The organism is Agromyces cavernae (assembly GCF_021044935.1).
Lineage (GTDB): Bacteria > Actinomycetota > Actinomycetes > Actinomycetales > Microbacteriaceae > Agromyces > Agromyces cavernae.
Window position 1 is genome coordinate 685,293 of record NZ_JAJNMP010000001.1, and the last position, 26,424, is coordinate 711,716.

At 71.8% G+C, this 26,424-nt stretch carries 21 protein-coding genes; 10 read left to right on the top strand and 11 right to left on the bottom strand.

The genetic code is table 11. The features are described from left to right. Positions 1–12 precede the first annotated feature (12 nt). Entirely contained in the window at positions 13–1,524 is a 1,512-nt protein-coding gene (yczR, locus tag LQ757_RS03175; protein ID WP_231045747.1) for a MocR-like transcription factor YczR, read from the top strand. A 42-nt stretch (positions 1,525–1,566) separates the two neighbouring features. Here yczR and LQ757_RS03180 read toward each other — a convergent pair whose 3' ends face one another. The 3 genes from LQ757_RS03180 to LQ757_RS03190 all read right to left on the bottom strand — a co-directional run bounded on the left by LQ757_RS03180 (position 1,567) and on the right by LQ757_RS03190 (position 5,349). Continuing rightward, complete coding sequence (locus LQ757_RS03180; RefSeq protein WP_231045748.1) at positions 1,567–2,988, bottom strand: aldo/keto reductase; 1,422 nt, start codon at positions 2,986–2,988, stop codon at positions 1,567–1,569. Positions 2,989–3,232: 244 nt separating this feature from the next. Beyond that, positions 3,233–4,285: a chaplin family protein gene (locus LQ757_RS03185; RefSeq protein ID WP_231045749.1), complete on the bottom strand. Its 1,053-nt coding sequence runs from the start codon at positions 4,283–4,285 to the stop codon at positions 3,233–3,235. 89 nt (positions 4,286–4,374) lie between these two features. After that, complete coding sequence (locus tag LQ757_RS03190; protein ID WP_231045750.1) at positions 4,375–5,349, bottom strand: hypothetical protein; 975 nt, start codon at positions 5,347–5,349, stop codon at positions 4,375–4,377. 174 nt (positions 5,350–5,523) lie between these two features. On the opposite strand from LQ757_RS03190, the gene LQ757_RS03195 reads away from it, so the two are divergent. Next, complete coding sequence (locus LQ757_RS03195; protein ID WP_231045751.1) at positions 5,524–8,979, top strand: efflux RND transporter permease subunit; 3,456 nt, start codon at positions 5,524–5,526, stop codon at positions 8,977–8,979. A 47-nt stretch (positions 8,980–9,026) separates the two neighbouring features. Here the strand turns inward: LQ757_RS03195 and LQ757_RS03200 are convergent, their stop codons facing one another. From LQ757_RS03200 to LQ757_RS03210, 3 genes are all read right to left on the bottom strand, one after another. Continuing rightward, positions 9,027–10,265: an RNA polymerase sigma factor gene (locus LQ757_RS03200; protein ID WP_231046304.1), complete on the bottom strand. Its 1,239-nt coding sequence runs from the start codon at positions 10,263–10,265 to the stop codon at positions 9,027–9,029. 136 nt (positions 10,266–10,401) lie between these two features. After that, entirely contained in the window at positions 10,402–10,836 is a 435-nt protein-coding gene (locus LQ757_RS03205) for a YciI family protein (protein WP_231045752.1), read from the bottom strand. 348 nt (positions 10,837–11,184) lie between these two features. Further along, positions 11,185–13,476 carry a heavy metal translocating P-type ATPase gene (locus tag LQ757_RS03210; RefSeq protein ID WP_231045753.1) on the bottom strand — a complete coding sequence of 764 codons (2,292 nt, stop codon included), beginning with the start codon at positions 13,474–13,476 and terminating at the stop codon, positions 11,185–11,187. A gap of 119 nt (positions 13,477–13,595) precedes the next feature. Here LQ757_RS03210 and LQ757_RS03215 point away from each other — a divergent pair, with 119 nt between their 5' ends. The 3 genes from LQ757_RS03215 to LQ757_RS03225 all read left to right on the top strand — a co-directional run bounded on the left by LQ757_RS03215 (position 13,596) and on the right by LQ757_RS03225 (position 16,183). Then, the gene (locus tag LQ757_RS03215) at positions 13,596–14,582 is read left to right on the top strand and encodes an NAD-dependent epimerase/dehydratase family protein (protein ID WP_231045754.1); all 987 of its coding nucleotides are present in this window, start codon (positions 13,596–13,598) and stop codon (positions 14,580–14,582) included. Positions 14,583–14,689: 107 nt separating this feature from the next. Next, complete coding sequence (locus LQ757_RS03220; RefSeq protein ID WP_231045755.1) at positions 14,690–15,646, top strand: arginase family protein; 957 nt, start codon at positions 14,690–14,692, stop codon at positions 15,644–15,646. Positions 15,647–15,697: 51 nt separating this feature from the next. After that, entirely contained in the window at positions 15,698–16,183 is a 486-nt protein-coding gene (locus LQ757_RS03225) for a SixA phosphatase family protein (RefSeq protein ID WP_231045756.1), read from the top strand. Here the strand turns inward: LQ757_RS03225 and LQ757_RS03230 are convergent. After that, entirely contained in the window at positions 16,180–17,337 is a 1,158-nt protein-coding gene (locus tag LQ757_RS03230) for an epoxide hydrolase family protein (RefSeq protein WP_231045757.1), read from the bottom strand. The two genes, LQ757_RS03225 and LQ757_RS03230, sit on opposite strands and share 4 nt — an antisense overlap. A gap of 100 nt (positions 17,338–17,437) precedes the next feature. On the opposite strand from LQ757_RS03230, the gene LQ757_RS03235 reads away from it, so the two are divergent. From LQ757_RS03235 to LQ757_RS03255, 5 genes are all read left to right on the top strand, one after another. Next, positions 17,438–18,028 carry a molybdopterin-dependent oxidoreductase gene (locus LQ757_RS03235; protein ID WP_231045758.1) on the top strand — a complete coding sequence of 197 codons (591 nt, stop codon included), beginning with the start codon at positions 17,438–17,440 and terminating at the stop codon, positions 18,026–18,028. Further along, positions 18,025–18,795: a ferredoxin reductase gene (locus tag LQ757_RS03240; protein ID WP_231045759.1), complete on the top strand. Its 771-nt coding sequence runs from the start codon at positions 18,025–18,027 to the stop codon at positions 18,793–18,795. The genes LQ757_RS03235 and LQ757_RS03240 overlap by 4 nt, the downstream gene beginning before the upstream one ends. Continuing rightward, positions 18,795–19,064 carry a DUF6510 family protein gene (locus LQ757_RS03245; protein WP_231045760.1) on the top strand — a complete coding sequence of 90 codons (270 nt, stop codon included), beginning with the start codon at positions 18,795–18,797 and terminating at the stop codon, positions 19,062–19,064. Before LQ757_RS03240 ends, LQ757_RS03245 begins: the two co-directional genes overlap by 1 nt. Positions 19,065–19,110: 46 nt before the next feature. Then, a complete protein-coding gene (locus LQ757_RS03250; protein ID WP_231045761.1) occupies positions 19,111–19,407 on the top strand; it encodes a DUF503 domain-containing protein in 297 nt (98 codons plus the stop codon). A gap of 70 nt (positions 19,408–19,477) precedes the next feature. Next, positions 19,478–19,873: a hypothetical protein gene (locus LQ757_RS03255; protein WP_231045762.1), complete on the top strand. Its 396-nt coding sequence runs from the start codon at positions 19,478–19,480 to the stop codon at positions 19,871–19,873. Between the two features lie 73 nt (positions 19,874–19,946). Here the strand turns inward: LQ757_RS03255 and hutI are convergent, their stop codons facing one another. The 4 genes from hutI to hutH all read right to left on the bottom strand — a co-directional run bounded on the left by hutI (position 19,947) and on the right by hutH (position 26,405). Then, on the bottom strand, positions 19,947–21,245 hold the full coding sequence (gene hutI / locus LQ757_RS03260) for an imidazolonepropionase (RefSeq protein ID WP_231045763.1): 1,299 nt from the start codon (positions 21,243–21,245) through the stop codon (positions 19,947–19,949). Beyond that, positions 21,242–22,912, bottom strand: coding sequence for a urocanate hydratase (hutU, locus tag LQ757_RS03265; RefSeq protein ID WP_231045764.1), 1,671 nt, complete (start codon positions 22,910–22,912; stop codon positions 21,242–21,244). Before hutU ends, hutI begins: the two co-directional genes overlap by 4 nt. An 87-nt stretch (positions 22,913–22,999) precedes the next feature. Continuing rightward, a complete protein-coding gene (locus tag LQ757_RS19295) occupies positions 23,000–24,496 on the bottom strand; it encodes a M23 family metallopeptidase (protein ID WP_304504426.1) in 1,497 nt (498 codons plus the stop codon). A gap of 259 nt (positions 24,497–24,755) precedes the next feature. Next, entirely contained in the window at positions 24,756–26,405 is a 1,650-nt protein-coding gene (gene hutH, locus LQ757_RS03275) for a histidine ammonia-lyase (protein ID WP_231045765.1), read from the bottom strand. Positions 26,406–26,424: the final 19 nt, after the last annotated feature.

The window sequence follows — 26,424 nt, forward strand, 5'->3', positions numbered from 1 at the left end:
AAAGTGGCTCGCATGGCGGAGTCCACTCTCAGTGCCCGTGCCCTCGACACCCTGCTCGGCGAGTGGCGCGGCGGCAGCAGCGCCTACCAGGCGCTCGCCGAGCGCGTGCGCCTGCTCATCCTCGACGGGCGCATCCCGGTCGACACCCGGCTGCCCGCCGAGCGCGACCTCGCGGAGCGGCTCGGCCTCAGCCGAACGACCGTGACGGCGGCGTACCGCGAGCTGCGCGAGCACGGCCTCGTGCTGAGCGTGCGCGGCTCGGGCAGCGTCGCGCGGCTGCCGGGCATCCCCGCGACCCTGCCGGCGCCGCCCGACGCCGAGTACATCGACTTCTCGAAGGCCGCGCCGCCCGCGCTGCCGTGGCTGCACGACGTCGCACGTGCCGCGCTCGACGACCTGCCGGCGCAGCTCGCCGACTCGGGGTTCGACCCCATCGGCACCCCCGCACTGCGCGCCGCCATCGCCGACCGGTACACCGCGCGCGGACTGCCGACCACGCCCGAGCAGATCATGGTGACCATCGGCGCCCAGCACGCGATCGCCCTGCTTTCACGGGCGCTCGTGGGGCGAGGCGACCGCGCCCTCATCGAGGCGCCGACCTACCCGCACGCGTACGAGGCCCTGCGCGCGGCGGGCGCGCGGCTCGTTCAGGTGTCGGTGACGCCGGCGGGCGCAGCGAGCCCCCAGACCGACCGCCTCGACGACGGGCGCTTCGTCAGCGACACGTTCGACACCGAACCCTTCGGCACCGACCCCCACGACCTCGGCGACGAGGTCGAGGCCATGACCCGGGCCATCCGCCATTCGAACCCGGTCGCCGCCTATCTCATGCCCGACTTCCAGAACCCCACCGGCCGTTCGATGAGCGTCGCCACGCGCGAGCGCGTGCTCGACGCCGCCGCACGCCAGGGCACTGTCGTCATCGCCGACGAGACCATCGCCGAGCTCGACATCGATCGCGGCACGTCGTACCTGCCCCTCGCCGCGTACGGCGACGCCGTCATGGTCGGCTCGGTCGGCAAGACGGTGTGGGGCGGCCTGCGTGTGGGGTGGATCCGTGCCGACCGGCCGCTCATCCGCCGCCTGCTCGCGGTGCGGTCGCCGGGCGATCTGGGCACGCCCATCATCGAGCAGCTCATCGTGGCGCGCCTGCTCGAGCGCATGGACGACATCCTCGACCTGCGCCGCGAGCAGTTGCGAACCGGCCGTGCCCGGTTGGAAGGGCTGCTCGCCGAGGCGTTCCCCGACTGGCACGTGCCGCATGTCGACGGCGGCATCGTGACGTGGGTCGGCCTCGGCGCACCCGTGAGCTCGCAGCTCGCGCTCGCCGCCAGAGCACAGGGCCTCATCATCGCGGCGGGACCGCGCTTCGGCATCGACGGCGCGTTCGAGCGGTTCCTGCGGTTGCCGTTCTGCTATCCGGCCGAGACGACGGATGCCGCGGTGCAGGCACTCGCGCGAGCGTGGCGTTCGCTCTCGCGCACGCCGGTGCCCGAGCAGAGCCTGCTCACGTCGGTGGTCTGATACGGCGGCGCATCACCGCATGTGCGGGGCGTTCTGCGGGAATCAGGTCCAGTCGCGTGCACCGCGCGCCGCCCAGTAGGCGGCCGGGTCCTCGGCGAGTGCGGCGAGCGCCGCGGCATTCGTCGACGGGGCTCGCGACGTGAGGTTGGAGTCGAGCTGGCCGGCGGTGGCCGCGCCCGACAGCACGATGTCGCACCACGGTCGCGCCCGGGCGGCACCGATCGCCAACGCGTCGAGCGACTGCCCGTCGGCTGCCGCGAGTGCGGCCGCGCCCGGCTCGCCGGGCGCGCCCGCGGGGCTCAGCCGGCCGTTGGCGACAGCCTCCTTGACCACGGTGAACCATCCGGCATCGTGCGCCCGTGCGAGCGCCTGCTCGGCCGACGGCTCGAGCAGGTTCCACGTCGCCTGCACCGCACTGAACGGCGAGTCGGGCAGCTGGCGCGCCGCATCGAGCGCGGCGCCCTGCCGCGGCCCGCTCGTCGAGATGCCGACACGCACGCCGGATGCCGCGAGCTCGCGCAGGCGGTCGAGCAGGGCCGTGTCGCCGAGTGCCGGGCTGTCGGGCGTGAGCGAGTGGATCAGGTACAGGTCGGGTGCGCCGGCGAGCGCGGTGAGCGTCTCGGGCCACTGCCGCTCGAACATGGCTGTCGAGTGCTCCTTGCGCTCGTGCACCGCGGCGTCCATGCGCCATCCGCCGACGTATTCGTAACCCCACTTCGACTCGATCGTGAGCTCGGCGCGGCGCTCGGGGTGCTCGGCGAGCCACGACCCGAGGAATTCTTCAGCGAGACCGTACGAGCGCGCCGCATCGATGAAACGGATGCCGCGTGCCCAGGCCGCGTCGAGCATGTCGTGCGCGTGCTCCCGCATCCTTGCGACCGTGCGGTCATCGCCGAAGTCGAGCCCCCGGCCGGTCGTGATGTAGGCGGGGCGCCCGAGCGCGGCCAGACCGAGCCCGATCGGGGCGAGGCGGCTGCGCACCATTCGGATCACACGCACGCCCTCCTCCACGCTCACGGTTCCGTCGGCGACGAACCCGTGCTTGCGGTAGAAGGCCTGCGCTCGCGGATTCGGATCCGCGACCCACAGCAATGCCGACTCCTGCCAGCCGAGAACGGCATCGAGCAGGGCGGCGCCCGCGCCCGACCCATGCTCGACCTCCACGACATACAGCACGTAGAGCTGCACCGACCACGGCGCATCGGAATCCTGTGGACTCGCCGCCATCGCGATGCCGATCACCTCGCCGTCGCGCTCGGCCACCGCGACGCGATTCGCGCGGTAGCGCTCGTCGGTGAGGACGGCGGTCCAGAACCGTTCGCGGTTGCCCCGAAGCTCTGGATCGTCGAGGACCTCGTCGCGCATCAGCCCGCGATACGCCTCCTGCCACGATTGCACATTCACGCGCGCCATCGCGGCGGCGTCCGCGACCCGCGCGGCCCGGACGTTCAGGAGGGAGGCCATGGCCGAACCCTACCCGCGGAGGGACCGGGGTGGCGGACGTCGAGCGACGCCCACCACCCCGTTCATTGCCGCGCCGGGCCGTGCGCCCTCTTCCGAACGCCCACCCGAAGGGCGATCGGTGGCTGCACGTTCCCCTGATGGCGCGGCGATCCGCGCGGCCGGCCCGAATCGGCGGCGCGGAAGCCATGGGGTTTGGCCGGGGTCGGCGACCCGGCGCCGGTAGGGCGGCGCCGGGTGCGCCCGACTACCGGCGCGCGGCGATGCGGCGGAAGCCCATGAGGGCGAGCCCGCCGAGCAGTGCGCCGATCGCGAGCCAGAGGCCCGTGAGGTCCGCTCCCGTGGAGGCGAGCGTCGATGCCGAGTCGATCACGGTGAAGCCGCCCGAGGCGACGGTGGTGCCGTCGTCGTTCCCGTCGTCGCCCGGGTCACCGGGGTTCGTCGGGTCGGTCGGATCGGTCGGGTCCGTGGGATCGGTCGGATCGGTCGGGTCCGTGGGGTCCGTCGGATCCGTGGGATCGGTCGGGTCCGTCGGATCGGTCGGGTCCGTGGGATCGGTCGGGTCCGTCGGATCGGTCGGACCGACGATGGTCGTCGACCCCTCGGTCTCACTGTCGCCGATCACCGAGATCGCGTTGCCGCCGATCGTGATGGGCACGGACAGGCCCGGAATGAGCTGTGTTCCTCCGAGCAGCCCGTCCGATCCGTCCGTCGTTGCGGAACCGCCCCCGGTTCCCGGCACCACGACCGTCGTCGCATCCGACGACTCGCTGTCGCCGATCACCGAGATCGCGTTGCCGCCGATCGTGATCGGCAGGTCGAGCCCGCTCGCCTGGGTGCCGCCGAGGATCGAGTCCTCGCCCGACGTGGTCGCGGTGCCGCCTTCGGCAGCGCCGGAGTCGCCCGACTCGACCTCGGTGGTCGCGTCCTCGCTCGACGAGTCCCCGATGACGCTGATGGCGTTGCCGCCGACCGTCACCGGGACGTCGAGATCCACGAGTCCCTGCGTGCCGCCGAGGATCGAGTCCTCGCCCGAGGTGGTCGCGGTGCCGCCTTCGGCAGCGCCGGAGTCGCCCGACTCGACCTCGGTCGTCGCGTCCTCGCTCGACGAGTCTCCGATGACGCTGATGGCGTTGCCGCTCACCGTCACCGGGAGTTCGATCGAGATCGCGGCCTGCGTTCCCGAGAGGATGCCGTCGTCGCCGCCCGCTTCGGACGCGTGCGCGACGCCGGCTCCGAGGAGCGTGAGCCCCCCGGCGAAGAGGGTCGCGTAGAGCGCCCTCAAGGCCAACTTCTTCATGATCCAGTCCTCCTGACTGATGGGAAATGTCGCTCCCGGGCAGGGAGCGATGACCGTCTTCCGCCTGCGTGCAGGCGGAACGGCCCCCGTCAGTCAGGGGTGGAGTCGGTGTCGTAGACCGGCGACGACGGCAGCGCGTCGTCGACCGAGTGCAGCACGAGCGACGCGAGCGCGTCGAGTTCGAGGGCGGCGAACGCCGCGTCGGAACTGGCGGATGCTCCGCCGGAGCCGGTCCCGGATGCACCGGCCCCCGCGCTGGCCGAACCGCTGCCGGGCGGTGCGAGCACGGGCGGCCCGTCGCCGGGCGGCCCCGCGGGGTGCGCTGGTGCAGCGGTGCCCGCGGCGGTACCGATGAAGCCGGAGCTGGGTGCACCGGGGAGGTCGGCCGCGGTCGCGGCGGCCGCGCCGGTGCCGGAAACGACGCCGGGTGCGGTGATCGCAGCGGGCGTCCTGGGTTCACCGGGGTCTGCAGAAGCGCCGGGCGCGGGCACGGGCGACGTCCCAGGCACCTCGGGAGTCGTACCGGATTCGCCGCCGGGGAGGTCGATCGGCGACGATCCGATGATCGTTCCGAGGGTGTCGTCGACGACGCCGGTGATGGGCGAGACGATGCTGCCGACGGTGTCGTCGCCGACGATGCCGCCCACGATCGGCAGCGAGCCCACGACGTGGTCGACCGTGTCGACGACGGGGGTCGTGAGGTCGCCCACGGCGCTGGGCACGACGGCCTCGACGAGGTCGCCGACCGGTGCGGGCACGACCTCGACGACCGGTTCGACGACGGCGGTGACCGGCTCGAGCACGGGCTCGACGACCGTGTCGACCGGCTCGACCACCGTCTCGACGACGTCGCCGAGCGTGTCGCCGAGCGAGTTCGTCGTCTGGGTGACCCCGCCGACCACCGAGCCGACGGCGCCGAGGAGGGAGCCCGGCTTCGCCTCGTCTGCCGAGGCGCTCGACGTGCTCGAGAACAGGCTGATCGCGAGCCAGAAGGCCGAGAAGGCGAGGGCGAGCAGCGCAACGCGAAGCCATCGGCCCCGCCACGCGGCATCCGCTCTGGTCATCGCCCCCACCTCACGCGTTGATCAGCAACATACCGACTCCGACGGTGTCGGGGCTACCCCGAACGGGGGTGTCGTGTGACCGATCGATGAACAATCTCGCTCCCAGCGGGGGAGAACCCCCGAAATTCTCCAACCGGTGACATTCGCGGTGGTCGCGACTGCGAGAATCGACCAATGCACCTGCTCGCCGCGCTCAGCATGAAGAACCGCGCGCTCATCGCGCTGATCACGGTCGTCGTCGCGATCTTCGGCGGCATCTCCCTGACGAGCCTGAAGCAGGAGCTCGCGCCGTCGATCGCGTTCCCCCAGCTGTCGATCGTGACGAGCTACCCGGGGGCCTCGCCCGACATCGTGAACACCGACGTCTCGACGCCGATCGAGACCGCGATCCAGGGCATCACCGGGCTCGAGTCGACGTCGACCACGAGCTCGACGGGCCTCTCACGGGTCACCGCGAGCTTCACGTACGGCACCGACCTCGCATTCGCCGAGCAGAAGCTGCTCTCGTCGGTGAACCGCATCGCGGGCCAACTGCCCGAAGACGTCGACCCGCAGGTCATCGCGCTGAGTCTCGACGACTTCCCCGTGCTGCAGGTCGCGGTCACCGGGGTCGACGACATCAGCTCCCTCTCCGACGAGATCGAGCGCACGACTCTCGCCGAGATCACCGATGTCGACGGCGTCCGCGACGCGACGCTCATCGGCGAGATCGGCCAGCGCGTCACGATCACGCCCGACCCCGCGCAGCTCGCGGCGTTCGGCATCACCCAGCAGGCCATCCGCGACGCACTCGCGCAGAACGGACTGCTCGTCCCCGCCGGATCGATCACCGAGGGCGACTCGACGTTCGCGGTGCAGACGGGCACGCGGCTCGGCAGCGTCGACGAGATCGCCGAACTGCCGGTGATCGGGGCGACCGAGCAGCAGCCGGCGCCGGACGCAGCCGAGGGTGGCGAGGGCGTCGAAGTGGTTCCCGATGCCGGCAGCGGATTCCCCGGCGTCGAGGGTGCCGTCGACGTGCCGGCCACCGTCACCGTCCCGGTGGCGGCGACGATCTCCGACGTGGCGACGGTCGAACTCGCCGACAACCCCGTGACGAGCATCTCGCGCGTGGACGGGGAACCCGCGCTCACGATCTCGGTGACCAAGCTGCCCGCCGCGAACACCGTCGAGGTGTCGAACGCCGTCACGGCGCTACTGCCCGACCTCGAGGCGTCGCTCGACACCACCAACCCCGGTGCGTCGTTCACCGTCGTGTTCGACCAGGCGCCCTACATCGAGCAGTCCATCGAATCGCTCGCGACCGAGGGCCTGCTCGGCCTGCTGTTCGCCGTGCTCGTCATCCTCGTGTTCCTGCTGTCGGTGCGGGCGACGCTCGTCACGGCGATCTCGATCCCGACGTCGGTGCTGATCGCGTTCATCGGACTTCAGGCGGCCGACTACACCCTGAACATCCTCACGCTCGGCGCGCTCACGATCGCCATCGGCCGCGTCGTCGACGACTCCATCGTCGTCATCGAGAACATCAAGCGTCACCTCGTCGAGGGCGTCGACAAGGCCGCCACCATCGTGCACGCGGTACGCGAGGTCGCCGGAGCGATCACGGCGTCGACGATCACCACCGTCGCCGTCTTCCTTCCGCTCGCGCTGGTCGAGGGCGTCACGGGCGAGCTGTTCCGTCCCTTCGCGTTCACGGTGACGATCGCGCTCGTCGCCTCGCTGCTCGTGTCGCTCACGATCGTGCCCGTGCTCGCGTACTGGTTCCTCAAGCCGGCCAAACTGCACAAGCACGAAGACGAGGCCGAGCTCGCGGCGGCCGCGTTCGTCGACGACGTGTGGCTCGCGCCCGAACTTCGCGGACCCGACGGCGAGACCGGCCTCGGTCGTCCCGGCGCCGTGGACGCGGCATCCGCGCGCCCTGCAGCTGCGGATGCGACGGTTGCCGCACCCGCCGATGCGCCGGTGCCCGCTGTCGCGACCGCGACGGCCGACGGGCCGCATGCGGGCGGGGCATCCGATCGACCCGCCCGGGCCGGCACCGTCGACGAACTCGAACACCCGTCGCGCCTGCAGCGCGGCTACCTGCCGATCATCGAGTGGACGCTGAAGCACGGTGTCGTGACGATCATCGTGGCGGTGCTCATCCTCGCCGGCACCGTCGCACTCACGCCGCTCATGAAGACGAACTTCCTGGGATCGTCGGGGCAGAACACGTTCCAGGTCTCGCAGGTGCTTCCCGTCGGCACGAGCCTCGACGCCATGGATGCGGCATCCGAACCCGTCGAAGACGCCATCCGCGGCACCGAGGGCGTCGAGATCGTGCAGACGTCGATCGGCACCGGCTCGAGCCCGCTCGCGGCGGCATTCGGCGGCGGCGGGGCGACCATCACCTACTCGGTCACCACCGACGAAGACGCCGACCAGGAGGCGCTGCAGGCATCGGTACGCGAGTCCGTCGACGAGCTCGACGACGTCGGCGAGGTCACCCTCACGGCGGCGAGCGGGTTCGGCGCGTCGAACGACATCGAGGTCGACATCACCGCCTCGAACGCCGAAGACCTGCAGACCGCGACCGACGCGGTCGTCGACGAGCTCGGCGGGGTCGACTCGGTCACGCAGGTGACGTCGAACCTCTCGGAGTCGCGTCCCTACATCGCCGTCGAGGTGAACCGGGCGGATGCCGCGGCCGCAGGCTACTCCGAGGTCGCACTCGGCGGCATCGTGTCGGCGGCGATGCAGCCCCAGACGGCCGGTTCGGTCGTGATCGACGAGAAGACCCTGACGATCTACCTGGCCTCCGAGAACCCGCCGACCACGATCGCAACGCTCTCGGCTCTCGAGGTGCCGACGCCGACCGGGGTCGTGCGGCTCGACACGCTCGCGACGGTCGCCGAGGTCGACGGGCCCGCCTCGGTCACGACCGCCCAGGGGCTGCGCAGCGCGACCGTGTCGGCCACCCCGGCGGGCGACGACCTCGGCACCGCCAGCGCCGAGGTGTCGTCGTCCGTCGCCACGGTCGACCTGCCCGCCGGCACCACCGCCTCGCTCGGCGGCGTCACCGCCGACCAGACCGAGTCGTTCTCGCAACTCGGCATCGCGCTGCTCGCGGCGATCCTCATCGTGTACATCGTCATGGTGGCGACGTTCCGTTCACTGCTGCAGCCGCTGCTGCTGCTCGTGTCGGTGCCGTTCGCGGCGACGGGTGCGATCGTACTGCAGGTCATCACGGGGATTCCGCTCGGCGTCGCGTCGCTCGTGGGCGTGCTCATGCTCGTCGGCATCGTGGTGACGAACGCGATCGTGCTCGTCGACCTCGTGAACCAGTACCGCGACCGGGGCATGAACGTGCGCGACGCGCTCGTGCACGGGTCATCCCGACGTCTGCGGCCGATCCTGATGACCGCGCTCGCGACGATCTTCGCGCTGCTGCCCATGGCGCTCGGCATCACCGGCACCGGCGGGTTCATCTCGCAGCCGCTCGCGCTCGTCGTGATCGGCGGACTCGTCTCGTCGACCGCGCTCACGCTGGTCGTGCTCCCGGTGCTGTACGACCTCGTCGAGGGCGGGCGCGAGCGGCGGCGAGCCAAGCGCGAGGCGAAGGTCGCCGCCGCCGCGACGCCGGTCGAGTAGCGAAGCGTATCGAGACCTGTGCGTGGTCTCGATACGGCGCTTCGCGCCTACTCGACCGACGACTTCAGCGCCGCGGCCTTGGCGAGCAGCGCGGCGCGCTCGCGCTCGTTTCCCGTGAGGCGCGCCGCGAGCTCGAGCTCGGCGCGGGCCTCGTCGGTGCGCCCGAGCCGTGCGAGCAGTTCGCCGCGCACGGCGGGCAGTGGGGCGTACCCGGCGAGCCTGCCTCCGACCGCGAGCTCGTCGACGATGCGCAGCGCCGAGGCCGGCCCCGTCGACATCGCCACCGCGACCGCCCGATTGAGCTCGACCACGGGTGACGGCGCGAGGCGCCCGAGCGCCTCGTAGAGCAGTGCGATGCGGGCCCAGTCGGTCTCGTCGGCGGTGGGCGCGACCGCATGGCACTCGGCGATCGCCGCCTGCAGCCCGTACGACGCCCGGCCCCGCCCGATGCGATCGGCCCGAGCGAGTGCGGCCGAGCCGCGGGCGATCTGCGCGCGGTCCCAACGGGAGCGGTCCTGCTCGTCGAGCGGGATCGGCGTTCCGTCACGCGCCGTGCGCGCCGCGAAGCGCGACGCGGTGAACTCCATGAGCGCCACGAGCGACTGCGCCTCGGGCTCCTTGGGCATGAGCCCCGCCACCACGCGGGCGAGCCGCAGGGCCTCGGCCGAGACATCCGGTCGCACCCACTGCTCGCCCGAGGCGGGTAGGTATCCCTCGTTGAAGATCAGGTAGAGCACGCTCAGCACCGAACCGAGCCGCTCGGCGTATTCGTTCGGCTCGGGCACCTCGAACGGCACCTTCGCGGCGGCGAGGGTCTTCTTCGCACGCACGATGCGCTGCTGGATCGTCGCGGTCGGCACGAGGAACGCCCGCGCGATCTCGTCGCTCGAGAGGCCGCCCACGATGCGCAGCGTGAGCGCGATCTGCGCCTCGCGCGAGAGCACCGGGTGGCACGAGACGAAGATCAGTCGCAGGATGTCGTCGTCGATCGTGTCGGGGTCCCAGAACGTGTCGGATGCCTCGCCGCCCTGTTGCTCGAGGTCGCGGGCCATCGCCGCATACCGTTCGTCGAGCCGCTCGCGCCGGCGCCACCCGTCGATGGCGCGGCGCTTCGCAACCGCGGTGAGCCAGGCTCCGGGGTTGCGCGGGACGCCCTCGTCGGGCCACTGCTTGAGCGCCTCGACGAGGGCCTCCTGCGCGAGGTCCTCGGCCTGGCCGACATCGCCCACGAAGCGCGTGAGGGTCGCGACGATGCGTGCCGACTCGATGCGCCACACCGCGGCGATCGTGCGCCGGGCGCGCTCGGCGGCGTCGTCCCTCCCAGCGCGTTCGGGGGGTGCATTCGCGTCATCCGCACCCACCTTCGACGGTGTTTCTGTCACGATTGCACCCCCGGAACGGTTGTTGGACAGGTGGGGAGGGTCAGCTGTTCGTGCCGGCGGCCTTGCCCTCGAGCTCTTCGCGCCAGCCCGCCTCCTTCTGGATCCACTCGTTGTCCTGGGGGAAGTCCTCGAGCTCGGTGACGCGACGCACCTCGAGGCGCGTGCCGGGGCCGAGGGGGCAGCGCTTGGCCCATTCCGCGGCCTCCTCCTTGCTCGAGACCTGGATGATCCAGAAGCCGTTGAACAGCTCCTTCGCCTCGGCGTAGGGTCCGTCGGTGACCACGGGTGGTGTCGAGTCGAAGTCGACGACGAAACCTTCGGCAGCATCGGTGAGTCCTTCGCCGGCGAGCAGCACGCCCGCCTTCATGAGCGACTCGTTGTAGGCGCCCATCGCGGCGATGATCTCGGTGAAGTCGAGCTCGTCGTACGCCGCGTAGCCCTCGTCGTTGGCCCGCATGATCAGCATGTACTTCATGGTCGTTCTCTCCTTGTCCGGGAGCGGGCGCGAGTGCCCGCCTCACTTCGACGTCGAACGGCGAAGGGCCCGATCGACATCGGTCGAGAAATTCTTTCGACCCATGCTGGCATGGTGCACGACCGCCGTCACGGTGCGGAGTGCGGCAGTCGTGGACCGCAACGCAGGATGAGCGGGTCGGGACGTCGCATGCGCGAGGTGGCGCGGCTGTGGTCCTGCGTTGCGCGAACGAAGTGCGACGGTGATCCGCAACTCAGGAGAATGGGCGCCGTCCGCGCGGTGAGCGCGGCATCGCGCCCATTCTCCTGAGCTGTGAACAAGAACCGAGTGGATGTCCCGCGGTAGGGCTCAGCGCGCCCGCGCGAGCACCGCGCGCGTCGACGCCTCGGGCCGCAGGTCGAGGCGACGCAGCAGTTGCGCGTTCGCGGCGACGATGATCGTCGAGAGCGACATCAGGATCGCGCCGACGGACATCGGCAGGACGAACCCGATCGGCGCGAGCACGCCCGCGGCGAGCGGCACCGAGATGAGGTTGTAGCCCGCGGCCCACCACAGGTTCTGCTTCATCTTGCGGTAGCTCGCGCGCGACAGCTCGATGACCGAGAGCACCGAACGCGGGTCGGATGACGCGAGGATGACCCCGGCCGACGCGATCGCGACATCCGTGCCGGCGCCGATGGCGATGCCGACATCGGCCTGCGCGAGCGCCGGCGCGTCGTTCACCCCGTCGCCGACCATCGCGACCGAGAGGCCCTCGGCCTGCAACTCCTGCACCTTCGCGGCCTTGTCTTCGGGGCGAACCCCGGCGAAGACCCGGTCGATGCCGAGCTGCGCCGCGACCGTTCGCGCGACGGGTTCGGCGTCGCCCGTGATCATGACGACCTGCACGCCGAGCGAGCGCAGCGCGTCGACGGCCTGCTTCGACTCGGGGCGCACCTCGTCGGCGAGCGCGATGGCGCCCGCGACCTCGCCGTCGATGAGCACGTGCAGCACGGTCGCCCCGGCCTGCGCCCAGGCGGCGGATGCCTCGAGCGGGGGTCGCCCCTCGAGCTCGAGCATGCCCGGCCCGCCGACCTGCACGGTCCGCCCGTCGACGCGCGCCCGCACGCCGATCGCGGCCGACGCCTCGAAGTCCTGCGCGGGTCGCTGCGCGACGCCGCGGCGAGCGGCCTCGGCGACGATCGCCTTGGCGAGCGGGTGCTCGGAATCGCCCTCGGCAGATGCCGCGAGCACGAACAGCTCGTCGACGCTGAGCGCGTGCCCCGGGGCGACCGCGGCGTTCGTCACCGCGGGCTCGCCCTTCGTGAGCGTGCCGGTCTTGTCGAAGAGCACCGCGCCGACCGTGCGCATCGTCTCGAGGGCGAGGCGGTCGGTGATGAGCACGCCGCCGCGCGCCGCACGCTCGGTCGCGATCGACACGACGAGCGGGATCGCGAGGCCGAGGGCGTGGGGGCAGGCGATGACGAGCACGGTGATCGTGCGGATGACGGCGTCGTCGGGGCTGCCGAGGAGGGTCCACACGACGGCCGTGATCAGGCCCACCCCGAGCGCGAACCAGAACAGCCAGCCCGCGGCGCGGTCGGCGAGGCGTTGCGCGCGCGAGCTCGAGGCCTGGGCCTGCGCCACGAGTCGCTGGATGCCCGCGAGCGCCGTGTCGTCGCCGACCGCCGCGACGCGCACCCGCAGGGCGGTGTCGGTCGCCACGGTGCCCGCGACGACCCGGTCGCCGGGGCCGCGGCTCACCGCGACGGACTCGCCCGTGATCATGGACTCGTCGACGGCAGCGGTTCCGTCGACGACCTCGCCGTCGGCCGGAACTCGTCCGCCGGGACGCACGATCACGAGATCGCCGACCTGCAGCGCCGAGGGGGCGACCGCTTCGATGACGGATGTCCCGTCCGCGGCATCCGTCACCCGCTCGGCCTCATCGGGCAGGAGTGCCGCGAGCGCGTCGAGCGCCGACGAGGTCGCCGCGATCGAGCGCATCTCGATCCAGTGGCCGAGGAGCATGATCACGATCAGGAGCGCGAGCTCCCACCAGAAGTCGAGCTGGTGGTCGAGCAGGCCGAGCGTCGCGCCGAGCGATGCGAAGTAGGCGACGGTGATGGCGAGGCCGATGAGGAGCATCATGCCGGGCTTGCGCGCCTTGAGCTCCGACCAGGCGCCGGTGAGGAACGGGCGGCCGCCCCAGAAGTACAGGACCGTGCCGAGCACGGGGGAGATCCACGGGATCAGCGGGTTGTCGGGCAGGGAGTAGCCGATGATGTCGGCGAACATCGAGCTGAACACGATCGTGGGCACCGCGATGACGAGCATGATCCAGAACAGGCGGCGGAACTGGCCGACGTGGTCGCCGTGGCCGCCGTGCCCCGCATGCGCGTCGTGACCGGCGTGGTCGCCGTGCGCCGCGTGGGTGTCGTGCTCGGCGTGTGCCGCGTGGGTGTCGTGCTCGACGTGCGCCGCGTGGGTGTCGTGCTCGGCGTGTGCCGCGTGGGTGTCGTGGTCGGCCGCCGTGTGAGTGTCATGCTCGGCGTGCTGGTCGGGGCCGGCGTGGCCGGCGTGCTCGGCGTGCGCGTCATGCCCGGCGTGCGGGTCGTGCGCGCCGTGTCCGGCATGCGTATCGTGGGTGTCGCGGGTCATATCCATCGATCGTCCTCCGTCTCGTCCATTTGAACCATATACCCCTGAGGGGTATTCCCGTCGGTTCGCGCTGCGAGAACACCCGCGACCGCAGCATCCGATCGTGCTGTGATGGCGGGATGGACTTGCTGATCCTCGGTGGCACGCAATGGCTCGGACGCGAACTCGCGAAGGAGGCGAGCGCCCGCGGGCACCGTGTGACCTGCCTCGCGCGCGGTGAGGCCGGCGCGATCGCCGACGGCGCGGTGCTCGTGCGCGCCGACCGCTCGCAGCCGGGAGCCTACGACGAGGTCGCACGCCACGAATGGGATGCCGTCATCGACGTGACCCGCCAGCCGGGGTTCGCCCGACGAGCCGCGGTCGACCTCGGCCCGCACGCCGCACACTGGACCTTCATCTCTTCGGGCAACGTCTACGCGGCGCACGACGAACCCGGCGCAGACGAGTCGGCCGAGCTCATGGCACCACTCGAAGCCGACGAGTCCACGCCCGACACCTACGGCGAGGCGAAGTCGGCGATCGAGCTCGCGTATCGCGAGGCGCTCGGCGATCGCCTGCTCGTGATCCGGCCGGGGCTCATCGCCGGGCCCGGCGACGCGTCGGGGCGCAGTGGGTATTGGGTCGCCCGCGCCGCTCGCGACGACCAGCCCATCCTGGTGCCCGACATCCTCGACGCCGCCGTGCAGGCCATCCACATCGACGATCTCGTTCGCTTCACGCTGGACAGCATCGAGCAGCGGCGCACCGGCGCCTTCAACGCGGTCGGCGATCGAACCACGTTCGGCGACTGGCTCGCACGCTCGCGCACGATCGCGGGCCATCGCGGAGAGGTCATCGCAGCTGCGCCCTCGTGGCTGGCCGGGCAGGGCGTCGCCGAGTGGTCGGGGCCCGACTCGCTGCCGCTCTGGATCATCGATCCCGAATGGAGCGCGTTCCTCGACCGCTCCAACGCGGCGGCCGTCGCCGCCGGACTGAGCCTGCGTCCGATCGACGAACTGCTCGCCGAGACCCTCGAATGGGAGCGAGCCCAGGGGCTCGACCGCGAGCGCGGCGCCGGGTTGGATGCGGCGCGGGAACGAGCGCTGCTCGCCGCGCTCCTCGGCTGAACCGTCGACACCGCGACCTCGCGGATCCCCGGCAGCGTCCGGGATCGCAGACGCGTTCGGTGACGGATGCTTCGGCGCGAGGCATCCCGCATTGCTAGCTTCGAGGCATGTCGACGCTCTCGCACGATCCCCTCTGGCCCCGCGCGGGCGGCTGGCCCGCGCTCCACGAGCTCGACCCCGGCGCTGCCGTGGACCTCGCACTGCTCGGGGTGCCGGCGTCGCGCACCTCGCTCTCGCCGACGAATGCGCACGAGACGCCCGCGGCGATCCGGGATGCGCTGAGGCGGTACAGCCCAGCGCTGATGCCCGACCGGCGCCCGGCCGTCGACCGCGGCGTCGGCGCCGCGGCATCCGGCCCGCGCGATCTCGCCGCACTGCGCTTCGCCGACGCGGGTGACATCGTCGACCCCGACTCGGCCGAGGGCGAGGCTCGCACGATCGCCGCCGTGTCGTCCGCGCTCGACCGAGCGTCGGCCCTCCTGGCGCTCGGCGGCGACAACTCCGTGACCGTCGCGACGGCACTCGGCGCCTGGGGCGACGACCTCGCGACCGCCGGACTCGTGACGATCGACGCGCACTACGACCTGCGCGACGGCGTGAGCAACGGGTCGCCCGTGCGCCGCCTCGTCGAAGCGGGGCTCGACCCGCGCCGCATCGTGCAGATCGGCATCGCCGACTTCGCGAACTCGGCGGCCTATGCGCAGCGCGCCGCCGACCTCGGCATCACGGTGGTCCATCGCGACGAACTCCATGGGCGCGACCTCCCCGAGGTCATGGCGGAGGCCCTCGAGATCGCCGGATCGGCCGGCGGACCCGTGCACCTCGACGTCGACGTCGACGCGTGCGACCGGTCGGTCGCGCCCGGATGCCCGGCCTCGGTGCCGGGCGGGCTGGCGGCGTGGGAGTTGCGGGCACTCGTACGCGCCGCGGCATCCGATGCGCGGGTGCGCAGCGCCGACCTCGTCGAGATCGACGCGACCGCCGATGCCGCCGACGGACGCACCGTTCGGCTCGCGGCACTGTGCGTGCTCGAGTTCGCCGCGGGAATGCTCGCGCGGGGCTGACCGGCGCACCGACCCTCGCGCGACGGCGCGAGCGGTGGCAGACTCGGCACCATGAAGACGCTCGTACTCGTGCGTCACGCGAAGTCGAGTTGGGACGAGCCCGGCCTCGACGACCATGAGCGCCCACTCAACGAACGAGGGCTGCGCAACGCGCCGCTGATGGGCCACCGTCTCGCCGAGCGCGGCACCGTTCCCGACGTCATCCGGTCGAGCACCGCCGTGCGAGCACGCAGCACCGCCCAGCTCATGGCGCGTGCGATGGGGCTCATGCACGAGCACGTCGAGCTCGACGAGCGCCTGTACGGGGCTTCGCCCGAGACGATCCTCGACATCGCGGGCGAGCTCGACGACGCGATCGGCACGGTGATGCTCGTCGCCCACGACCCCGGGCTCAGCGACCTCGCGTACACGCTTTCGGACAGCGCCATCGAGCACATGCCGACCTGCGCGATCGCCGAGTTCCGCTTCGACGTCGAGAGCTGGCGCGACGCGGTCGACGCCGAGCCGGTCGACGTCTGGTTCGACACGCCCCGCTAACCGGCGTTCAGCACCTGGACCGCCGCACGGATGTCCTGCACCATCAGGTCGGGCTGCTCCCAGCCGGCGAAGTGGCCGCCGGTGGCCAGCTCCTCCCAGCGCACGAGGTTGTTCGCACCCTCGACGGTGCGGGGCACCGCGGAGCCGAGGTCGTGCGGCATGGCGACGATCGCGAGCGGGGTCTCGGACTTCTCGGGTTCGACGCCCCAGCCCGTCGCCCCCTCCTTGTAGTACCGCATCGACGACCAGATGGTGGCGAAGTGCCAGTAGATGCTGACGGTGGTGAGCATGTCGTCCCTCGTGAAGACCTCCTCTGGTGAGTCCTCGGCGGCCGACCAGTCCTTGAACCGCTCGACGAGCCAGGTCAGCAGGCCGACCGGTGAGTCGGTGAGCGCCAGCCCGAGGGACTGCGGTCGCGTGGCCTGGACCATGGCATAACCGCCGAGCTCGTACTGGTAGCGCATCGAGCGCTCGACGGCGCGCGCCTCGCGGGGGTCGCTGAAGTCCGCGGTCTCGGGCGTGAGCTCCTCGCCGCCGAGCACGTCGGTCAGGTGCAGGCCGAGCAGGTGCTCTCGGTCGATCAGGCCCATCGCGCGTCCGATGAGCGCGCCGGTGTCGTACCCGTGGACGGCGTAGCGCTCATAGCCCAGCCGGGCCATCAAGGCGGCCATGGCTGCGGCGGCCCGCTCGGTGTTCCAGCCGACCGCGGGACCGGAGATCCCGAAGCCGGGAATGGTCGCGATGACCACGTCGAACGCATCCTCGGACGTGCCGCTGTGCGAGGCGGGGTCGACTAGGGCGTCGATCATCGGGAGGAACTCGGTGGGCGCACCGGGCCACCCGTGGAGCAGGAGCAGCGGCGTGGCCCCGCCGTGGTCGGATCGAACGTGGAAGAAATGCACGTCGTGCCCGTCGATCGGGGTGGTGAACTGCGGGACGGCGTTGATGCGCCGCTCCTGCGCTCGCCAGTCGAACTCGGTGGCCCAGTACTGCACGAGCGACTTGGCGTAGTCGACCGGGACGCCGTGGTCCCAGCCAGTGCCGGCGTCCTCCAACGGCCAGCGGGTCTGCGCGAGCCGGTCGGCGAGCGCGGTCAGGGACTCATCGGGGACGTGGAGGGTGAAGGGGCTGATGGTGGTGGTCTGTTCGTTCATGAGCCTCACGCTACGAGGCGATGCGGCCGGATTCCGTCCGCTTGTCCCATTCATCCCGAGTTCCGGCACGTTATCGTGAGAGCAACGAGAGGGGGACGCCATGTCCTTCATCACCAGGGGGTTCAGCGGGCGCAGTCGTGAACGCGATGAACGACTCCCGCCCGGGCAGACCCTCGTGCACGACTTCCCGGTGCTTTCGGCCGGGCCGACGCCCGACATCGACACCGCCGATTGGGAGTTCACGATCCGCACCGAGTCGGGGTCGCAGTCGTGGAACTGGGACGAGTTCATGGCGCTCGAGATCGACGAGGTCTCGACCGACATCCACTGCGTCACGCACTGGTCGAAGCTCGGCACGAGCTGGCGCGGGGTGTCGATCGACACCCTCTTCGAGCACGTCGAGACCGGGTACGACTACGTCATGGCGCACAGCTACGGCGGGTACACGACGAACGTGCCGCTCGACGAACTGCGGGGCGGCAAGGCCTGGGTCGCCTTCGAGTTCGACGGCGAGCCGCTCGAGCCCGAGCACGGCGGCCCTGCGCGACTGCTCGTGCCGCACCTGTACTTCTGGAAGAGCGCGAAGTGGGTGCGCGGCCTCGAGATGATGCCGACCGACGAGCCCGGTTTCTGGGAGCAGAACGGCTACCACCTTCACGGCGACCCGTGGAAGGAAGAGCGCTACTGGTGAGCGACACCGTCGGCATCGCGCCCTCCGTCCGCGCGGTTCCCCGTGCAGGCTGGCACGTCGGCACCGTCACGGCAGCGATCCGCGAGACGCCGAATGCGACGCGCCTCGAGATCGAGGTCGACGGATGGCCCGGCAACGCACCGGGGCAGCACCTCGACGTGCGACTCACTGCGCCCGACGGGTACACGGCAACCCGCTCGTACTCGATCGCGTCGTCGGGCGACGCGTCGCGCGTGGTGCTCGCGGTCGACAAGCTGCCAGACGGCGAGGTGTCGCCGTTCCTCGTCGACGAGGTGCGCGCGGGCGACCTGCTCGAAGTCCACGGTCCGCTCGGCGCGTTCTTCGTGTGGCGGCCCGGGGGCGATCCGCGCCCCGTGCAGCTCATCGCGGGCGGATCGGGCGTCGTGCCGCTCTACGCGATCGCCGGCGCACGCGCACAAGCCGGCGACGAGACGCCGTTCCGGCTGCTCTACTCGGTGCGCACGCCCGGCGACGTGTACTTCGCACGTGAGCTCGAGGCTCTGGCCGGGACATCCGCCCCGCTTCGCCTCGATCTGGTCTACACGCGGCGCGCCCCCGATGGCTGGCCGACGCCACCCCGACGCATCACGCGCGAGCTGCTCGAGGCATCCGTCGTGCCTGCGGCGGAGCATCCCCTCGTCTACGTCTGCGGCTCGACGGGGTTCGTCGAGCGCATCGCGGACTGGCTGGTCGAGTTCGGGCACGACCCGCGCTCGATCCGCACCGAACGATACGGAGGCACGTGATGGAGCACGTCGACGGCAACGCGCTGGCGGGTCCGCTCGCCGAGTTCTTCTCGTTCGACGTGACCATGGCGGTCGCGAAGTGCGAGGGCTGCGGCTCGATCGCGGAGCTCGCACGGGCGATGGTCTACGCGAGCGACGCCGGCACCGTGGTGCGCTGCGGCTCGTGCGGCCAGGTGCTCATGACGCTCGTCGAGTCGGAGGATCGGGCATGGATCCGGTTCACGGGGATGGGTGCCATCGAGGTCGCCCGCACGTCGGCGGCGGGTTGATGGGCGGCACTTCGATCGGCGGCTCGACCTCCGGTGAGACCCCGTGATGTGGATCGGCTGGATCGAGTTCGACCTGCTCCTCGGCGAGGTGCACTCGCTGAAGGAGAAGCGCGCGGTGCTGCGTCCCCTGCTGGCCGATCTGCGGCGCACCACCGAGGCGAGCGTGGCCGAGGTCGACGACCAGGACCTGCACCGGCGCGACCGTGTGGGCGTCGGCGTCGTGGCCTCGAGCGCCGAGCGGGTGACCGAAGTGCTCGACCGGGCGGAGCGGCTCGTCGCCGGGCGTCCCGAGCTCACCCTGCTTTCGGCGCGTCGGCGGCTGCGGCGCAGTGATGACGACTGACGGCGGCGACGGGGGGTTTGACGCGCCATGACCACGGGCGTAGACAGAGACCGGGAAAGGGAGGTGTCGCATGTTGAAGGATCTCTTGATCACGCTCGAGGACACACCCGGTGAGGGGGCGAAGCTGGGCGAGGCGCTCGGCAACGCGTCCATCAACATCGAGGGGCTCTGCGCGGTGGTCGACGAGGGGAGGGGCATCGTCCACGTCCTCGTCGAGGATGCCGCCGCCGCCCGGGCCGCCATCGCCGGCGCCGGGCTCTCGGTCGAGCGCGAGGTCGACGTGATCGTCAGCCCGCCGATCGCCGACGCCGACGTCGACAAGCCGGGCGTGTTCGGCGCGATGGCGCGAGCGCTCGCCGACGCCGGGATCAACGTCACCCTCGGCTACATGGCCAGCAGGAACCGTGTCGTGCTCGGCACGAGCGACAACACGCGGGCGCAGCAGGTGCTGCAGTCGATGATGTGATGCGGCGGAGCGCCGGCCCGGGCGTGAGCCTCGCGCGGGCCGACCTTCCGACGCGCCGGGCGGATGCCGCGACTCAGCGGCCGACGAGTGCCTCGCCGTCCTTCCACACCCCGGCGACGAGCGGCACGCCCGGCCGGTACGCGAGGTGCACGTGGCTCGGTGCATCGAGCAGCACGAGGTCGGCCGGCCCGCCCGGGCGGATCACGCCGACATCCGTGCGTCGCAGCGCCGCCGCGCCGCCCGCGGTCGACGCCCACACCGCTTCGGCCGGGGTCATGCCCATGTCGCGCACGGCGACCGCGATGCAGAACGGCATCGAGCTCGTGAAGCTCGACCCCGGGTTGCAGTCGCTCGCGAGTGCGACCGTGACGCCCGCGTCGATGAGGCGGCGCGCGTCGGGATACGGCTGCCGGGTCGAGAACTCGACGCCCGGCAGCAGGGTGGCCACCGTGTTCGATGCCGCGAGGGCCGCGACATCCGCATCGCTCAGGTAGGTGCAGTGGTCGACGGATGCCGCGTCGAGATCGACCGCGAGCCGCACGCCCTCACCGGGACCGAGCTGGTTGCCGTGCACGCGCACACCGAGGCCCCGGGCGCGGCCGGCCTCGAGCACGCGGCGGGACTGCTCGGGCGTGAACGCACCGCGCTCGCAGAAGGCATCGACCCAACGCGCGTGCGGTGCGCACGCGGAGAGCATCTCGCCGATGACGAGGTCGACGTAGGCGTCGGCTCCGCGAGCGGGGCTGCCGTCGGCGCCGGCGTCGGCGAAGTCGGCCGGCACGACATGCGCGCCGAGGAATGTGACCTCGTCGGTGACCTCGCGTGCGAGGCGCACGAGGCGCTGTTCATCGTCGACGCTCAAGCCGTAGCCCGACTTGATCTCGAAGGTCGTCGTGCCCTGGGCGTGAAGCTCGGCGACGAATCCGGCGAGGCGGGCGCGCAGCTCGTCGTCGGTGGCCGCGCGCGTCGCCGCGACGGTCGAGCGGATGCCGCCCGCGGCATATCGCTGCCCGGCCATGCGGGCCGCGAACTCGTCGGCCCGGTCGCCGCCGAACACGAGGTGCGTGTGACTGTCGACGAACCCCGGGATCACGGCGCGGCCGCGCGCGTCGACCACCTCGACCTCGGTGTCCCAGAGCGTGCGGTGTTCTTCGCCGTCGCGTCGCTCCTCGCGCTCGTACCGGAGCTCCTCGGCGTGCGACGGCGCGTTCGCGGCGGGTCCGACCCAGGTGACGCGTCCGTCCTCCACGAGCACGGCGGCGTCGCGGACGATGCCGAGCGCCCCTCCTTCGCGGTCGCCTGCGGGGTCGTTCGTCACCAGTTCGGCGATGCCGGTGAGCAGCATCCGCCGTGTGGCCGCGCCGTCGCTCATGCGTCGAGCATAGGCACGCGCAGCCCGCGCTCGCGAGCGACCTCGATCGCACGGTCGTAGCCCGCGTCGACGTGGCGCATGACACCGGTGCCCGGATCGTTCACGAGCACTCGCGCGATCTTCTCGGCCGCGAGATCGGTGCCGTCGGCCACGATCACCTGGCCGGCGTGGATCGAGCGGCCGATGCCGACGCCGCCACCGTGGTGCAGCGACACCCAGGTCGCGCCCGACGCCGTGTTGAGCAGGGCGTTCAGCAGCGGCCAGTCGGCGATCGCGTCGGAGCCGTCGGCCATCGCCTCGGTCTCACGATACGGCGAGGCGACCGAACCCGAGTCGAGGTGGTCGCGGCCGATCACGACCGGTGCGCTGAGCTCGCCAGACGCCACCATCTCGTTGAACTTGAGCCCGGCGAGGTGGCGCTCCTGGTAGCCGAGCCAGCAGATGCGCGCCGGCAGGCCCTCGAAGTGCACCTTCTCGCCGGCCTGCGTGATCCATCGGCGCAGGTGCTCATCCTCGGGGAACAGCTCGAGGATGGCGCGGTCGGTCGCCGCGATGTCGGCGGGGTCGCCCGAGAGCGCCGCCCACCGGAACGGCCCCTTGCCCTCGGCGAACAGCGGCCGGATGTAGGCGGGCACGAACCCCGGGAACGCGAACGCGCGGTCGTAGCCGCCGAGTTCGGCCTCGCGGCGGATCGAGTTGCCGTAGTCGAAGACCTCGGCGCCCGCGTCCTGGAACTCGACCATCGCCTGCACCTGCTTGGCCATGCTCGCGCGCGCCTTCTCGGTGAACGCCTCGGGATCGGATGCCGCGAGCTCGTGCCACTCGTCGACGCTCACGCCCTCGGGCAGGTACGAGAGCGGATCGTGCGCACTCGTCTGGTCGGTGACGATGTCGATCGCGACGCCGCGGGCGAGCAGCTCGGGGAAGACCGTGGCCGCATTGCCGACGAGGCCGACGCTGAGCGGGGTTCGGGCCGCCTTCGCCGCGAGCACACGGGCGATCGCGTCGTCGAGGTCGTCGGTCAGCTCGTCGAGGTACCCGTGGTCGACGCGCCGCTGAAGGCGGGTCTCGTCGACGTCGACGATGAGCACGACGCCTTCATTCATGGTCACGGCGAGCGGCTGCGCGCCGCCCATGCCGCCGCAGCCGCCGGTGAGCGTGAGGGTTCCGGCGAGGCTGCCGCCGAACCGGGCGCGGGCGATCGCGCCGAACGTCTCGTAGGTGCCCTGCAGGATGCCCTGCGTTCCGATGTAGATCCACGAGCCGGCCGTCATCTGGCCGTACATCGTGAGGCCCTGCTGCTCGAGCCGGCGGAACTCGGGCCACGTCGCCCAGTCGCCCACGAGGTTCGAGTTCGCGATGAGCACGCGCGGCGCCCATTCGTGGGTGCGGAACACGCCGACGGGCTTGCCCGACTGCACGAGCAGCGTCTCGTCGGCCTCGAGGTCTTCGAGGGTGCGCACGATCGCGTCGAACGCCTCCCAGTTGCGGGCGGCCTTGCCCGTGCCGCCGTAGACGATGAGGTCTTCGGGCCGCTCGGCGACCTCGGGGTCGAGGTTGTTCATGAGCATGCGCAGGGGCGCCTCGGTCTGCCAGCTCTTCGCGGTGAGCTCGGAGCCGCGCGCGGCGCGGACGGTGCGTGCGGGGGCGGTGGGTGCGTCGGTCATGCTCCGATCACACACCACGCGACGGCGCCCGACAACGGATGTCGCGTGCCTCGCGTCTGGGATACCGGACGTATGGGCTGAGCGTGCTCAGCCGAGTGCGACGCCGCGGGCGGCCATGAACGGGATCGCGTTGACGGCGGTGCCGTCGATGCGCACCTCGAAGTGCAGGTGGCAGCCGGTCGAGGCGCCGGTCGAACCGACGGCCGAGATGAGCTGCCCGGCCTTGACGGTCTGCCCGGCCTTGACGACCGTGCCGCCGTCGATCAGGTGCGCGTAGCCCGTGGAGATCCCGGACCCGTGGTCGATGAGGACCCAGTTGCCGTAGGTGCCGTTGGGGCCGGTCTGCACGACCGTGCCCGCGGTCGCGGCGAACACGGGCTCGCGGCATCCGGCGGAGATATCGGTCCCGCGGTGGAACTCGTTCACACCGGGAAGCGGCTTGTTGGGGCGGGGACCGAAGCCATCGGTGAGGTCGCCGCTGACGGGGACCGACCAGCCCTGGTCGCTGAGGAGGCCGGAATCCTGCGGCAGCGTCTGCACGAACGCGACACCCGCCGACGCGACACGCGTCTGCAGGCCCGAGAGCGCCTTGCGAGCCGAGGTGACGGCGCGTTCGGCGCGGTCGACCTTCTTCTCGAGCGCCTCGATGTCGATCTCGTCGACCGCGGCCCATGCCTCGACCGCGCGCGCCTCGGCCGCCACGGCCTCGGCGTCGCGCTCGGCCGTGATCTCGAGCAGCTTCTCGGCATCGCCGGCGATCTCGGTCACCCGGGCGACGCCACTGAGGCCCGCGAGCAGATCGCGGCCCTGCCCGAACGCGGCGGCCATCGAGTTCAGCGAGGCGTCGCCGCCCTTCGACGCCGCCAGGTAGGCGCGTGCCGCGGCGTCGGCGTCGAGCCGCGCGTCGTCGGCGATGGCCTGGATGTTCTCGGCGATGCCGCGGGTGACCTCACGCGTCGACTTCGCGCCTTCGAGTTCGGCCTCGGCGTCGCGGAGCGCGGAGATCGCGCGTTCGAGGACTGCACGCGCCTTGCTCAGCGAAGCGGCGTTGGAGGCCGTGCCCGTCGAGGAGCGGGTCACGATGCGCGCGACCGGTCCGTCGCCGACGAGCACGACCGGCGCGCTCGGCGTTCCGCCCGGCTTCGAAGGGCCGGTACCCGGGGTCGGTGTCGGCGTCGGGGTCGGTGTCGGGGTGGGTGTCGGCGTGGGGGTGGGGGTGGGAGTGGGAGTGGGTGTCGGCGTGGGGGTGGGTGTCGGCGTCGGTGTCGGCGTGGGGGTGGGTGTCGGTGTCGGCGTCGGGGTGGGTGTCGGCGTCGGGGTGGGTGTCGGCGTCGGCGTCGGCGTCGGCGTCGGGGTGGGTGTCGGCGTCGGGGCGGGGTCGACCGGAGCGGGGTCGACCGGAGCGGGGTCGACCGGAGCCGGTTCGACCGGGGCGGGTGCGGGCGGTTCGGTCGCCGGAGCGGGGTCGGCCGGTACCGGCTCAGCCGCGACCGTCGCCGCATCGGTCGGGACGACCGCCTCGGCGTACGCCGGCGTGGTCCCTGTGACCCCGAGGACGATCACGGCTGCGACCGCCGTGATCATCACACCACGCGGCCGGGCGCGGCGCGCTCGGAACCAGTCGTGGCCCTCTGGGGCCTCAAGGTTCCACTTCATAAGCTTCCGTTCGGGTCGTCGGTCGCACTCGACGGGTCGGGTCTCCGCTCGACTCAGAACAGTCTGACATCGCCCGCGCAGGGTCACAACACCCAACTGGGGGGTCCCGAACCCTGTTCGGGGGGCACTCGGCGCAACGATCGGACGCGCCGTCGAGCGAACGGATGCCGCATCGCGGCGAGACTCGTCAGTCGAGCGGCCCGACCACGGCTGCCGCCCGAGCGGCCACCTCACCCGACGCCACGGCCTCGGCGAGCGCCTCGATCTCGGGCGAGAGGAACCGGTCGGGTCCCGGCACGGCGCCGGCGTCGGCTGCGAGCGTGACGACCGCGCCGGTCGCGGCGCCCGGCTCGAGCGGTGCGCGCAGTGCGAGCCCGCGCGCGGCCGTCATGACCTCGATCGCGAGCACGCGCCCGAGCCCGTCGATCGCGCGCCGCAGCTTGCGTGCGGCCGCCCAGCCCATCGAGACGTGGTCTTCCTGCATCGCCGACGACGGGATGGAGTCGACCGACGCCGGCACCGCGAGCCGCTTCAGCTCCGACACGATGCCCGCCGCCGTGTACTGCGCGATCATGAGGCCGGAGTCCACGCCGACCTCGTGGGCGAGGAACGGCGGCAGGCCCTGGTTGCGGGCGCGGTCGAGGAAGCGGTCGGTGCGCCGCTCGCTCATCGACGCGACATCCGCGACCGCGATCGCCAGGAAGTCGAGCACGTAGGCGACCGGTGCGCCATGGAAGTTGCCGTTCGACTCGACGCGTCCGTCGAGGGTGAGCACCGGGTTGTCGACGGCGCTCGCGAGCTCGGCCTCGGCGACGGATGCCGCGTGGGCGAGCGTGTCGCGCGCTGCGCCGTGCACCTGCGGGGCGCAGCGCAGCGAGTACGCGTCCTGCACGCGCGTGCACTCAGGGCCCTTGTGGCTCGCCACGATGGGAGATTCGGCGAGCAGGCGCCGCAGGTTCGAGGCCGAGACGGCCTGGCCGCGCTGGGGGCGCAGGGCGTGCAGGTCTTCGGCGAACACGGCGTCGGTGCCCATGAGGCCCTCGACGCTCATCGCCGCGGCGATGTCGGCGGTGGTGAGCAGCAGGCGCAGGTCATCGATCGCGAGTGCGAGCATTCCGAGCATGCCGTCGGTGCCGTTGATGAGGGCGAGGCCCTCTTTCTCGCCGAGGCGCAGGGGGGTGATGCCGGCTGCGGCGAGCGCATCCTTCGCGGGTTGAGGAGCGCCCGACGCAGGACGCGTCTCGAAACCAGCCCGCGCGGGCGCCGGGGTTTCGAGACGGCGCTGGCGCGCCTCCTCAACCAGCGGAGTGACACGCACCTCGCCCTCGCCCATCGCCACGAGCGCGCAGTGCGCGAGCGGCGCGAGATCGCCCGAGCAACCGAGCGAGCCGTACTCGCGCACGACCGGCGTGATGCCGGCGTTGAGGATCGCCGCGTACGTCTCCGCGGTCTCGCGCCGCACGCCCGTGCGACCGGTCATGAGCGTCGAGAGGCGCAGCAGCATGAGCGCGCGCACGACCTCGGTCTCGACCTCGGCGCCCGAGCCGGCGGCGTGCGAGCGCACGAGGCTCGCCTGCAGCTGCGCGCGGCGGTCTTCGGCGATGAACGTCGTCGCGAGCGCACCGAAGCCGGTCGAGATGCCGTAGTGCGGCTCGGGGTCGGCGGCGAGCGCCTCGATGATCTCGCGGCTCGCGGCGACGCCGTCGAGGGCCGCCGGGTCGAGCACGACGGATGCGCCGTGCCGCGCGACCGCGACGACGTCGGCGATCGAGACGGGTCCGGTGCCCACGGTGACGGATGTCGCAACGGGGCTGGGTGCAGGTGCGATGGTGCTCATGCCTCCGATTCCACACCGC